The organism is Acidovorax sp. Root275 (assembly GCF_001428965.1).
GTDB lineage: Bacteria > Pseudomonadota > Gammaproteobacteria > Burkholderiales > Burkholderiaceae_C > Acidovorax > Acidovorax radicis.
This window is the reverse complement of record NZ_LMJH01000009.1, coordinates 19,145-31,346: the sequence shown is the minus strand read 5'-3', so window position 1 is coordinate 31,346 and position 12,202 is coordinate 19,145. Positions and strand designations below refer to the sequence as shown.

Annotated in this window: 13 protein-coding genes; 7 read left to right on the top strand and 6 right to left on the bottom strand. The window is 65.3% G+C overall.

Translation table 11 applies throughout. The features are described 5' to 3' along the window. The first annotated feature begins 202 nt into the window (after window positions 1-202). Window positions 203-1,501, top strand: coding sequence for a lipase family protein (locus tag ASE52_RS15220; RefSeq protein ID WP_010464261.1), 1,299 nt, complete (start codon window positions 203-205; stop codon window positions 1,499-1,501). A gap of 119 nt (window positions 1,502-1,620) precedes the next feature. Here the strand turns inward: ASE52_RS15220 and ASE52_RS15215 are convergent, their stop codons facing one another. From ASE52_RS15215 to purE, 4 genes are all read right to left on the bottom strand, one after another. Further along, window positions 1,621-2,574, bottom strand: coding sequence for an SGNH/GDSL hydrolase family protein (locus ASE52_RS15215; protein ID WP_057227322.1), 954 nt, complete (start codon window positions 2,572-2,574; stop codon window positions 1,621-1,623). A 76-nt stretch (window positions 2,575-2,650) separates the two neighbouring features. Continuing rightward, the gene (locus tag ASE52_RS15210; RefSeq protein ID WP_057228439.1) at window positions 2,651-3,667 is read right to left on the bottom strand and encodes an L-threonylcarbamoyladenylate synthase; all 1,017 of its coding nucleotides are present in this window, start codon (window positions 3,665-3,667) and stop codon (window positions 2,651-2,653) included. A gap of 17 nt (window positions 3,668-3,684) precedes the next feature. Next, entirely contained in the window at window positions 3,685-4,854 is a 1,170-nt protein-coding gene (locus ASE52_RS15205; protein ID WP_057227320.1) for a 5-(carboxyamino)imidazole ribonucleotide synthase, read from the bottom strand. Further along, the gene (purE, locus tag ASE52_RS15200) at window positions 4,851-5,345 is read right to left on the bottom strand and encodes a 5-(carboxyamino)imidazole ribonucleotide mutase (protein ID WP_057227318.1); all 495 of its coding nucleotides are present in this window, start codon (window positions 5,343-5,345) and stop codon (window positions 4,851-4,853) included. The genes ASE52_RS15205 and purE overlap by 4 nt, the downstream gene beginning before the upstream one ends. Window positions 5,346-5,501: 156 nt before the next feature. Here purE and trxA point away from each other — a divergent pair, with 156 nt between their 5' ends. After that, window positions 5,502-6,410: a thioredoxin gene (gene trxA, locus ASE52_RS15195; RefSeq protein ID WP_057228437.1), complete on the top strand. Its 909-nt coding sequence runs from the start codon at window positions 5,502-5,504 to the stop codon at window positions 6,408-6,410. 70 nt (window positions 6,411-6,480) lie between these two features. On the opposite strand, the gene ASE52_RS15190 is transcribed toward trxA, so the two are convergent. Further along, window positions 6,481-7,401, bottom strand: a complete 921-nt coding sequence (locus ASE52_RS15190) for a phosphoribosylaminoimidazolesuccinocarboxamide synthase (RefSeq protein ID WP_057227316.1) — start codon at window positions 7,399-7,401, stop codon at window positions 6,481-6,483. Between the two features lie 246 nt (window positions 7,402-7,647). Between ASE52_RS15190 and ASE52_RS15185 the strand changes: the two genes are divergently transcribed. The 4 genes from ASE52_RS15185 to hprK all read left to right on the top strand — a co-directional run bounded on the left by ASE52_RS15185 (window position 7,648) and on the right by hprK (window position 11,022). Then, window positions 7,648-8,874 (top strand): MFS transporter, encoded by a 1,227-nt coding sequence (locus ASE52_RS15185; RefSeq protein WP_057227314.1) that lies wholly within the window; start codon window positions 7,648-7,650, stop codon window positions 8,872-8,874. Window positions 8,875-9,113: 239 nt separating this feature from the next. Further along, the gene (raiA, locus tag ASE52_RS15180) at window positions 9,114-9,449 is read left to right on the top strand and encodes a ribosome-associated translation inhibitor RaiA (RefSeq protein ID WP_010464246.1); all 336 of its coding nucleotides are present in this window, start codon (window positions 9,114-9,116) and stop codon (window positions 9,447-9,449) included. Window positions 9,450-9,562: 113 nt separating this feature from the next. Further along, window positions 9,563-10,030, top strand: coding sequence for a PTS sugar transporter subunit IIA (locus tag ASE52_RS15175; protein ID WP_055395439.1), 468 nt, complete (start codon window positions 9,563-9,565; stop codon window positions 10,028-10,030). 35 nt (window positions 10,031-10,065) lie between these two features. Then, window positions 10,066-11,022 (top strand): HPr(Ser) kinase/phosphatase, encoded by a 957-nt coding sequence (gene hprK / locus ASE52_RS15170; protein WP_010464242.1) that lies wholly within the window; start codon window positions 10,066-10,068, stop codon window positions 11,020-11,022. A 107-nt stretch (window positions 11,023-11,129) separates the two neighbouring features. Here the strand turns inward: hprK and fur are convergent, their stop codons facing one another. Beyond that, window positions 11,130-11,546, bottom strand: a complete 417-nt coding sequence (fur, locus tag ASE52_RS15165; RefSeq protein WP_010464241.1) for a ferric iron uptake transcriptional regulator — start codon at window positions 11,544-11,546, stop codon at window positions 11,130-11,132. 89 nt (window positions 11,547-11,635) lie between these two features. Here fur and ASE52_RS15160 point away from each other — a divergent pair, with 89 nt between their 5' ends. Then, window positions 11,636-12,196 (top strand): outer membrane protein assembly factor BamE, encoded by a 561-nt coding sequence (locus ASE52_RS15160; protein WP_010464238.1) that lies wholly within the window; start codon window positions 11,636-11,638, stop codon window positions 12,194-12,196. Window positions 12,197-12,202: the final 6 nt, after the last annotated feature.

Below are 12,202 nucleotides of genomic sequence, written 5' to 3'. Positions count from 1 at the left end.
GTGCCGCGCGTACTGCTTGCGACTCAGCGCCTGGCCAGAACCGCTTCGCTGGGTTCTGTGCGTCGCTCCAAATGCTCGCCTGTGGCGGGCCACTGTCACCTAGGCGTCTGCCCACTGGTTCGGTCCGCGTTATCCCCTATGGATGGTGCAGTGCAGGTGCGCGCACGATGCGTCGTTGTTTCTTGACCTGAGGTATCCATTCATGAAGTATTTCCGCCTTACCTGTGTTGCCGCTGCTGCGGTGCTGCTTGTCGCCTGCGGCGGCTCCGACGATCCAGACCGTGGCGCGTTGATTGACCCCCCTGCCGTCATGATGACGCTGACGGCCGCGCAGATCGATGCAGGCACCTCCAGCAGTGGCCTGCAGGCCATCAGCGGCAAGGCGAAATGCGATGTGAAGGTGGTGGCTCTCAATTACGCCACCGCAGGCGCCAAGAGTGGAGAGCACACCAACGCTTCGGGCGTGATGCTGGTGCCCGCAGGCAGCTGCAACACAGCCGCACCGCTGATCGCCTATGCCAAGGGCACCGATGTGCAAAAGCCCCGCACGCTGGCCAACCCGCAGGACAACGAAACCTTCCTGCTCGCCGCCATGTATGCCGCCCAGGGCTATGCCGTGGTGGCCACCGACTACCTGGGCTTTGCCAAGTCGGGCTACAGCTACCACCCCTACCTGCATGCCGACTCGGAAGCCACCTCGGTCATCGACTCGGTGCGGGCCGCACGCAATGCAGCGGGCACCGTAGGGGCTAATCTGTCGGGCAAAGTGATGTTCACGGGCTACTCGCAGGGCGGGCACTCGTCGATGGCAGCACACCGCTCTGCGGAACGCGACTACGGCACTGAATTCAATGTGGTCGCAGGTGCCCATCTGGCCGGCCCTTACAACCTGTCGGGCTCGCTGCGTATCCCGGACGCCATTGCGGGTGTGCAGTTCTTCGTACCTTATCTGGTGACGGCCTGGCAGAAAGTCTATGGAGACGTCTACACGGACGTGAAGCAGGTCTTCAAGGCCCCGTATTCGGGCTACATCGAGACCTTGCTGCCCAACCCTACGATGACCTACACCACGTTGCTCACCTCGGGCACCCTGCCCGCCGGTACGCCCAACCAGGCGCGGGATGCGCTGTTCCAGTCCGCGTTCATCACGGGCTCGCAGACCAGCACCACCCACCCTCTGTACCTGGCGGCCAAAAAGAATGACCTGCTGGGCTGGAGCCCCAAGGCCCGCGTGCTGCTGTGTGGTGGCGCAGGCGATCCCACCGTGCCGCCTGCGATCCACCAGCGCGTGATGAAGGCCGACTTCGACAGCCGAGGCCTGACCAACGTAGCATCGGTGGACGTCGATGCGGCCATTCAGGCCACCTTTGGCCCGGGTGGCCAGGCACCCACCGATCCGACATCGGCCGCATTTGCCACCTACTACGGCGCCTACCATGGCACCTACGAACCGCCGTTCTGCCACGCCCAGGCGCGTGCAGTGTTCGACATGGTCAAATAAGGCAGCCAGCAAGCGGCGGCGTGCCGCACATCAAAAAAGCCGACCCTGGGGTCGGCTTTTTTGATGGCTGTGGTGCCTGCATAGAAGCTGCAGCGTGGACACAGCTGCCAGTGGCCAAACTACCAGCGGGCGCGCAGGCGGTCGTAGGCGTAGGTGCCGAACTGGCGCTGCGCCGAGGGCGTGAGGTACACCGGGTCGGCAAACACGTAGGAGGTCTGGCTGGCGCCCGACAGCAGCGTGGACGGGGTGCACAGGGCCGAATTGACCTTTCCGGCGCCAATGCCGATGCCATTGGTGGCGTCCACCGAGGTGCACACGGCGGTGGTGGCATTGTTGAAGCCGTAGTTGGCGGGCACGCCGGTATACAGGTTCACGTAGTAGGCCAGGTCCACATACAGCACGTTGGCACCCAGGTCCACGATGCCCACGAGCAGGCCATCGTTGAAGCGGCTGCTGGCGTCGGTCAGCAGCGCCTCGCGGCCGATGGCCTTGGCCCATGGGGTCTTGCTCAGGTCGTAGGTGCCGGTCACCACCACGTACTTGGCACCGGCGGTCACCAGGCGGCGCACCTGGGCGGCCATGTCTTCACCCGCCTGGCGGGCTGCGGCCACCATGGCGGCTTCGGTCTGGGTGCCTGCCTGCACGGCGGCCATGCTGGCGATCACGTCGCTGATGCCGCCGCTGAGGATCACCACATCGTTGGCCGCGAAGCTGCCGCTGGCCAAAAAGGTGTCGATCTGCTCGGTGATGGTGGGCGTGCTGGCGTTGCCAGCGGCATCGGGCTTGGCCTTGACGCGGGCATTGCCTACGGCATAGCTCTTGCCTCCCGCAGAGACGGCCGAGAGTGGCTTGCCATAGTTGGCGGCCACCTGCAGGGTCCAGTTGTTCACGCTGCCGTCGTTGACGGTATAGCGAGAGCCTTTTTGCCCCACATCGCTGTTGGCATCACCAAACGCGATGAAGCGCTCGGGCGTGATGGCCGATTCGGTGGTGCTGGAACCGCAGGCCGCGAGCAACGCGGCCGACGCACATGCGGCGACCAGTACGGTGCGGCGCATCCAATTTGCTGCCATGTATTTCTCCAGAAAAGTGGGGGGTAGTTTAGCGGTGCAACGTCAACGCATGTAAAGCCGCCTTGTGCGGCTGGAATCATGCGGCAGATGCACGTTGCAGGCGGTCGTGCACACCTTCCCACTCGGGCTCGGCGGGCGGGGTCTCGATCCAGATCAGTTTCACGCCATCGTCGTCAAAGCCGCGCAGCACCGCAAACAGCTGCTGGGCCGTGGCGGCCGCGTCGTCGGGCATGCGGCGCATCACGAGCTTGGAGGATTGGGTGCGCAGTGCGGCGCGGGCATAGACCGCGATGTGGGCGGCGTCGGCGCCCAGCAGGTCCAGGCCGGTTTGCAGGGCCTTGGCGTCCATCAGGCGCACCTTGGCGGCGGGCGCGTAGTGCGCTTCGAGCGTGCCCGAGGCGCGGGGCGTGAGCGCGGGCATGTCGTCCTTGGACAGCGGTGCAATGCCGCAGGCGGCCTCAATCTGCTCGCGCGTGACGGCGCCCGGGCGCAACAGCACGGGCACACCGCGCGTGCAGTCCACGATGGTGCTTTCGATACCCACTTCGCACGGGCCACCATCCAGCACCAGCAGCCCGGCGCCCAGCTCGTCCTGCACATGCTGGGCGGTGGTGGGGCTCACGCGGCCAAAGCGGTTGGCGCTGGGGGCTGCCACGCCCCACACCGGCGGGCCGCCTTGGGCCTCGCTGTCGCCCGGTGCGGCGCAGGCCAGCAGCAGGGCATGGGCCACGGGGTGGGCCGGGCAGCGCAGCCCCACGCTGTCCTGGCCGCCAGTGGCGGCGCCAGCCACGCCGGGCAGGCGCGGCAGGATGAGCGTGAGCGGGCCGGGCCAGAAGGTATCGACGAGCTTCTGTGCAAAACCCGGCACCTCGCTGGCGAAGTGGCGAATGCCTTCGGCATTGGCTACGTGCACGATCAGGGGGTGGTCGCTGGGGCGTCCCTTGGCCGCAAAAATCTGCGCCACGGCGGCATCGCTGCTGGCGTCTGCCGCCAGGCCGTACACGGTTTCGGTGGGCAGGCCGAGCAGTGCGCCGCTGCGCACGGCCCGCGCTGCGGTGGCGATGGATGCGGGCTGGGTGCCGTCAAGAATCATGGGTTGGAAGGCCGACATCAGAACGGTGCAATACCCAGCAGCGCAGCGGCCTGCAGGGCCGTGGCGCGCGCCGCCCCGGGGGTGGCGGCGGTGATGTTGAGGTGCCCCATCTTGCGGCCGCGCTTGGCCTCGCGCTTGCCATACAGGTGCAGGTGCGTGCCGGGCAGGGCCAGCACCTCGTCCCAAGGGGGCGTCTGCTCGGTGTCGCCATGGGCAAACCACAGATCACCCAGCAGGTTGAGCATCACGGCGGGGCTGTGCTGGCGCGGCTGCGTGAGCGGCAGGCGGGCCATGGTGCGCACCTGCAGCTCGAACTGCGACACGTCGCAGGCGTTCTGGCTGTAGTGGCCACTGTTGTGCGGGCGGGGGGCGATTTCGTTCACCACCAGGCTGCCGTCCTGCAGCACAAAAAACTCCACGCAGAGCACGCCGACGTACTGCAGACCGTTTGCTATCGAAATTGCAGCTGCTACCGCTTGCTGAATAAGCGCTAGAGGCAGATTTTGTTCAAAAACCTCCGTCACGGCCAGGATGCCGTCGCGGTGCAGGTTGCGCTGCACGGGCAAGTGCACGGTGGCGCCGTCGGCGCCGCGCGCCACGATCACCGAACATTCCAGTGCCAGGGGCAGCATCTTCTCCAGCACGCAGGGCACCTTGCCGACCGAGTCCCAGGCGGCGGCGAGTTCGGCAGCGGTCTTCACGCGCACCTGGCCCTTGCCGTCGTAGCCCATGCGGGCGGTTTTCAGGATGCCGGGCAGTAGATCAGATGAAACTGCGGCCAGTTGCTCAGCCGTTTCGATCACCGCATACGGCGCACAGGGCACCCCGCAGGCCACAAAGTGGGCCTTCTCCCGCGCACGGTCTTGCGCCACCGACACGGCGCTGGCGGCGGGCGACACGGGGCGCTGCGCTGCCAGGGCGGCCAGCGCCGCAGCGGGCACGTTCTCGAACTCGGTGGTCACTGCATCCGACAGGCGGGCCAGCTCGGCCAGGCCCTGCGGGTCTTCATAACCCGTCTGGATGTGGTGGTGGCTCACCAGCCCGGCAGGGCTGGAGGCGTCGGCATCGAGCACGGCCGTGAAGTAACCCATGGCCTGCGCCTGGTGCACAAACATACGGCCCAGCTGGCCGCCGCCGAGCACGCCCAGCATCGATCCCGGCAGGAGGGGTTTGTTGCTGGCGCTCATGCGGCGGGCGGCAGGGTCATGTTGCGCGCCACCTCGGTCTGTTCGGCGCGGAAGGCTTCGAGCCGCTGGCGCAGTTCGGGGCTTTCGTTGGCCAGCAGGGCCACGGCAAACAGGGCGGCGTTGGCGGCGCCTGCCGTGCCAATGGCAAACGTGGCCACGGGGATGCCCTTGGGCATCTGCACGATGGAATGCAGTGAATCCACGCCTTGCAGGTGGCGGCTGGCCACCGGCACACCCAGCACGGGCACCGTGGTCTTGGCGGCAATCATGCCCGGCAGGTGGGCAGCACCCCCGGCCCCCGCAATGATGGCTTTGAGGCCCCGGCCCGCAGCGGCCTCGGCATAGGCAAACATGTCGTCGGGCATGCGGTGGGCCGAGACCACGCGGGCCTCGTGCGGGATGCCGAACTGTTCAAGAATCTGCACTGCATGCTGCATGGTGTCCCAGTCGCTGCTGGAACCCATGACCACGCCGATCTGGATGGGTTTCATGGTGTGGAGGGTGCTGGTGGGCAGGTTGCGCCTGCCCCACCGCTGTAGGTGGAACCCGCGATTTTACTTTTTGCGCCCCCTGGCTGGTGTGGGGCTGTTTCGATGGGCCAAAATAGCGGGCAAACTGCTCCACAGGCCCCTGGCCCCCACACCATCATGATTGACGTCACCGTAGAGAACTTTGAAGCCGAGGTGGTTGCCGCCTCGATGAACGTGCCCGTGCTGGTGGACTTCTGGGCACCTTGGTGTGGGCCCTGCAAGTCGCTGGGACCGGTGCTCGAAAAGTTGGAGACCGACTATGACGGCCGCTTCAAGCTCGTCAAGATCGACTCGGACCAGGAGCAGCAGCTGGCGGGCATGTTCGGCATCCGCAGCATCCCCACCTGTGTGTTGCTCATGAACGGCCAGCCCGTGGACGGCTTCATGGGCGCCCTGCCCGAAGGCCAGGTGCGGGCTTTCCTCGACAAGCATGTGCCCACCGCCGAAGAACTGGTGGCGGAAATTGAGGAAGAAGAAGCCCAGGACGCCCTGGCCGAAGGCGACACCGGCACCGCGCTGGAAAAGCTGCAGCATGCCGTGGTGACCGATCCTTCCAACGACGACGCACGTTTTGACTACGTCAAGCTGCTGCTGCAGCTGCACCGCGAGGACGATGCCAAGGTGGCCTTTGCCCCCGTCATCGCCAAGGCCGCAGGCTCGCGCAAGCTGGGTGCGCTAAAGGCCTGGATGGATGCTATTGATTTCGTAGCTTCCAGCGCTTATGGAGAAAGCGCTGGGGCTGAATTTGATGCAAAAATTGCCACCAACAAGCGCGACTTTGACACCCGCTACGCCCGTGCCCGCTGGCTCATGGCGGGCCAGCGCTGGACGGACGCCATGGACGAGCTGCTCGAAATCCTCATGCGCGACAAGGCCTGGGGTGAGGAGGTCGCCCGCAAGACCTATGTGGCCATCCTCGAAATCATCGAACCCCCGAAGGTGAAGGTGGCCGACGGCCAGATCCCGCCCGATGATCCGGTGGTGGCGACCTACCGGCGTCGCTTGTCGAGCGTGGTGCTGAGCTGAGCGGGGTTCGCCCCACCGAAAAGAAAAGGCCCTTCCCGGGCCTTTTCTTTTTGGTGGGCTGACGGAGGGGTCAGGCCGTCAGCCGTTCCAGCGCTTCCCGGTACTTGGCGGCGGTTTTTTCGATGACTTCGCGCGGCAGGCGGGGGGCGGGTGCGGTCTTATCCCAGGGCTTGCCGTTCACCTGCGCCTGTTCGAGCCAGTCGCGCACGAATTGTTTGTCGTAGCTCGGTGGGTTCTGGCCGGCGGCGAGAGCTGCTTCGTAGCCTTCCACCGGCCAGTAGCGCGAGCTGTCGGGCGTGAGCACCTCGTCCATCAGCACCAGCGTGCCATCGGGCGCCAGGCCAAACTCGAACTTGGTGTCGGCAATGATCATGCCTTTGGTCAGCGCGATCTCGGCGGCGGCCTGATAGATGGCGATGCTGAGGTCGCGGATGCGGGTGGCCAGGTCCAGGCCGATCATCTCCACCGTGCGCTCGAAGGTGATGTTCTCGTCGTGCTCGCCCATGGCGGCCTTGGCGGCGGGGGTGTAGATGGGCGCGGGCAGCTTGGCGGCATTGGTCAGCCCTTCGGGCAGCGGCACGCCGCAGACCGAGCGCGATTCCTGGAATTCCTTCCAGCCGCTGCCGGCCAGGTAGCCGCGCACCACGGCTTCGACCGGGATGGGCTGCAGCCGCTGCACGAGCATGGACCTTCCGCGGATCTGTGCGGCCTCTTGTGCGGACACCACGCTTTCAGGCGCGTCGCCCGTCAGGTGGTTGGGGCAGATATACCCGAGCTTGTCGAACCAGAACAGCGCCATCTGCGTGAGCAGCTCGCCCTTGCCCGGAATGGGCTCGCCCATGATCACGTCGAAGGCCGAAAGGCGGTCGCTGGCCACCATCAGGATGCGGTCGTCACCCACGGCGTAGTTGTCACGCACCTTGCCGCGTGCCAGCAGGGGCAGCGACGTGAGGGCGGAGGTGTGCAGGGCGTTGGAGCTGGGCTGGGTCATGGTGTCGGTGTGGGCGATCGATGTGCGCTGCAGACAGGCCGAAAAACGGGGAGTGAGGCGCGGGAGCGGGTGAAGTTGTCACTGCGTTCGCGCAGCTTGCGGATTTTACGCGCGAGCCCGAAGCGTGCCTGCGGCGGGGGGCCGAACGGCGCCTGCGTGGAGGGCGGGCGATGCCCTGCGCGCGGGCCGCCCTTGCGGCACACTGTGTGGCCCTGAAGCTGACCGGGCCACCTTTGGCCACTCCTTGTGCCCTCACCCCCTGTACTCACCCCGCGCCGCGAACTGTGGCTGCTGCTCACCCTCGCGGGCATCCAGTTCACCCACATCCTGGACTTCATGATCATGATGCCGCTGGGCCCTCGGTTCACGCAGCTGTTTTCCATCAGCGACGCGCAGTTCGGGCTGCTGGTGTCGGCCTATACGCTCTCGGCCGGGGTGTCGGGTTTGCTGGCCTCCACCTACATCGACCGGTTTGGGCGCAAGCGCCTGATGCTGGTGTTGTATGTGCTGTTCGGGCTGGCCACGCTGGCCTGCGGCGTGGCACCTACTTACGGCACGCTGATGGTGGCGCGCATTCTGGCGGGGGCGTTCGGGGGCGTGTTGTCGGCCTTGTCGCAAACCATCGTGGCCGATGTGGTCCCGTTCGAGCGGCGCGGCCGGGCGATGGGCATCGTGATGACCTCTTTCTCCGTGTCCACCGTGGCGGGTGTTCCGCTGGGGCTGATCCTTGCCGAGCATGGGGGCTGGAACATGCCGTTCATTGCGATTGCCGCGATGGTGGGGGTGCTGGCCGTGCTGGCGGCGCGCACCATGCCCGCAATGACGGCCCATGTGCAGGCGGCCAGCGGCAGAACGGCGCTGGGTGGCATCGGCCAAGTGCTCGCAGATCCGAACCACCGCTGGGCGTTCCTGTTCTCTGCGTTGCTCATGTTTACAGGTTTTACGGTGATTCCCTACATCACCATCTACATGCAGACCAATGCAGGCGTGCGGGCCGATCAGATTCCATGGGCCTACCTGTGCGGGGGTGTCGCGACCCTGTTCACCGCCCGCCTGTTTGGCGGGTTGACGGACCGGCTCGGTAAGGTGCGAACGTTTCGCGGGCTGGCCCTGGCTGCGGCGCCCTGCCTGCTGGGCATCACGCTGGTGCAGGGCTTGCCGCTGTGGGGGGTGCTGGCGGTGTCCACCCTGATGTTTGCCTTCGTGAGCGGCCGGATGATTCCCGGCATGGCCATCGTTGCCTCCGCGGCGCAGGCGCCGTTGCGTGGCACCTTCATGACCCTGAACGCATCGGTGCAGTCCGCCGCCATGGGCGCGGCGTCTTTGGTGGGCGGGATGCTGATCAGCCGCGATGCGCAGGGGCTGGTGCAGAACTACTGGATGGCTGCGCTGGTGGGCATTACAGCGAGCCTGTTGTCGATGCTGGTGGTGGGGCGGTTGACGCTGCATGGTGCGGCGCCTTCAGGGCGCTGAGCCAAGGCCCGCTGGCTTGGGGCGCGTGCTGCCTGTCAACTCAGCCATTGTGCGCGCTTTCCGGGCGCTTGGCACCTTGGCGGGCATAACCCAGCGGGCGGGGGCGGAATGGGATTGCTTTTCAGGAAGGGCAGGGGCATAGTGACTTCACGTCAACGGGATGCATCCAAGTTCGCCGGGCCGCTCCTCTGATCCAGGGCGGCGTTTCTTCCACAGAGAGTGTTACAGGAGACTTATTTATGAACCTGACGATCAGCGGTCACCACCTCGAAGTTACCCCAGCCTTGCGCAACTACGTCACCACCAAGCTGGACCGGATCACCCGCCATTTTGACCAAGTTGTCGACGTCAAGGTACTGCTGACGGTAGAGAAGCAAAAGGAGAAGGAAAAGAGGCAGCGAGCGGAATGCAATATCCACGTCAAGGGCAACGACCTGTTTGCCGAGAGTTCCCACGCAGACCTGTATGCCGCCGTGGATGAGCTGGTGGACAAGATGGACCGCCAGGTCGTGCGCCACAAGGACCGACTGCAGGACCACCACCACGAAGCCGCCAAGCGCGAACTGCACGCTTGATGCGCCAGCCCTGAGCCTGGCACAGCAGCCGCCCCTTTTGGGCGGTTTTTTTGTTGCCCATAGCGCCGCGCTCAGGGTTTTCGCCAATATGTGCATAATTGTTACCCTTGACCATGAACCGACTCGCCTCCATCCTGCCCTCCGCTCAAGTGCTTGTGAGCGTGGACGCCACCAGCAAGAAGCGTGCTTTTGAAGAAGCGGGTCTGCTGTTCGAGAGCCAACACGGCCTCTCGCGTGCGTTGATCACCGACAGCCTTTTTGCGCGTGAGCGCCTGGGCTCCACCGGTCTGGGCCATGGCGTGGCCATTCCCCACGGGCGCATCAAGGGGCTGAAAGCGCCCATGGCGGCCGTGTTCCAGCTGCTGAATCCGATTGGGTTCGATGCCCCGGACGAGTTGCCTGTGGGCCTGCTCATTTTTCTGCTGGTGCCCGAAGCGGCCACCCAGAAACACCTTGAAATCCTGTCCGAGATTGCCGAACTGCTCAGCGATTCGGCCCTGCGTGAAAGGCTCAAGGCCTGCACCGATGCCGCCGAACTGCACGGCATGATTGCGGGCTGGCAGTCCACGCAAACGGCCTGAGCCCGTCGGGCGCTGCGCACTTTCGCTGATTCGCCGTGAAACCCAATGTTGTCAGCGCCGATGTTCTTTTTGAGGAATTTCGCGGCCCCCTGAAGTGGGAATGGGTGGCCGGGCTGGGGGCTTCCGAGCGGCGCTTTGACGAAGTGGCCGTGCGGTCCGCGCGCTCCGGGGCCGATCTGGTCGGCTACCTCAATTACATCCACCCCTACCGCGTCCAGATCCTGGGCGAGCGGGAGATTGCCTATCTCGGCAGCGCTTCGCCCGACGATTGCAAGCGCCGCATCGCACGCATCGTGACGCTGGAGCCGCCCGTGCTGGTGCTGGCCGACAACCAGACCGCACCTGACGCGCTGGTGTCGATGTGTGAGCGCGCGCAGATCCCGATGTTCTCCACGCACGAGTCGTCGGCCTTCGTGATCGACGTGTTGCGGGCCTACCTGTCCAAGCACTTCGCCGACCGCACCACCATGCACGGTGTGTTCATGGACATTCTGGGCCTGGGCGTGATGATCACGGGCGAGTCGGGCCTGGGCAAGAGTGAACTCGGCTTGGAGCTGATCTCGCGCGGTAACGGTCTGGTGGCCGACGATGCGGTGGATTTGTTCCGCATCAACCAGACCACCATCGAAGGCAAGTGCCCCGAGTTGCTGCAGAACCTGCTGGAAGTGCGCGGCATTGGTCTGTTGGACATCCGCGCCATCTTTGGCGAGACGGCCGTGCGCCGCAAGATGCGCCTGAAGCTCATCGTGCACCTGGTGCGCAAGGAAACGCTGGAGCGCGACTACGAGCGCCTGCCCTACGAGCCGCTCACCCAGGACGTGCTGGGCGTGCCCGTGCTCAAGGTGGTGATCCAGGTTGTGGCCGGCCGCAACATCGCCGTGCTGGTGGAAGCTGCAGTGCGCAACACCATCCTGCAATTGCGCGGCATTGACACCTACCAGGAATTTGTGGAGCGGCACCGCCGCGCCATGGAGCGCGACACCGGCGTCTGACGCAAGCGTCTGCACGCCGACTGGCGCTGCATGTGCCAGCGCCCCCGCGCAAGGGCCGCCCCGCCGCTGCCCTCGCAGAGAAGGCGCGAAACGCTTCAGGGGGAAACTTATTTACTTGCGCAGTTTGCGCATTGGCCATACAGGGCCATGGTGTGGTCTTGCACCAGCCACCCCTTGGCCTTGGCCACGGCCTGCTGGCGCTTTTCAATTTCAGGGTCGTAAAACTCTTCGACCTTGCCGCAGGACGTGCAGATGAAGTGGTCGTGGTGCTGCCCTTCATTGAGCTCGTACACCGCCTTGCCACTCTCGAAATTGCTGCGGATCAGGATGCTTGCCTGCTCGAACTGCGTGAGCACACGGTAGACCGTGGCCAGCCCGATGTCCGAGCGCTCTTCCAGCAGCACCCGGAACACATCTTCCGCCGTCATGTGGCGCTGTCCGCCCTTCTGGAAAATCTCCAGAATCTTCAGGCGGGGCAGCGTGGCCTTGAGTCCCGTGCTTTTGAGTTCGTCGATGTTGGTCATGGCATGGTCTTTCGGGATGCGGGCCTTGGCCTCAAGGTTGGAAGGCCTGCCGCTACAATGGGGCGATCATATCCTCAGCCCTTTTACCCATGCCCGTCAAAGCCCGTTGCAGCGCCCGCCTGGGCCTGGTCCTCTTGATCGGTGCCAGCGTGGCCGCCCTGGCCGGTTGCAGCAGCCTGGATGGCGCCAGTACCCGCATTGCCAGCATTGTCACCCCCTACAAAATCGACGTGGTGCAGGGCAACTTTGTGTCGCGCGAGCAGGTCGAGGCCCTGCAGCCCGGCATGAGTCGCCAGCAGGTGCGCGAGATCCTGGGCACGCCGCTGGTCACCAGCCTGTTCCATGCGGACCGCTGGGAATACGTGTTCACGCTCAAGCGCCCGGGTCAAGAGGTCCAGACCCGCAAGCTGACCGTGTACTTCAAGGGGGATGGGCTGGATCGCTCCGAAGGCGACCCGATGCCCACCGAGACCGAATTCGTGGCCACGCTGGGCTCGCGCGGCTCCAAGGGCAAGGTGCCCGTGCTGGAGGCCACACCGGAGCAACTGGCCCGCTACCCTGCGTCCCAGCGGCCATCTGCCTCCCCGACGGCGGCGCCGCTGGAGCCCGCATCCGTCAGCTATCCACCGCTTGAAGCGCCCGCCCGCTGATTCTTG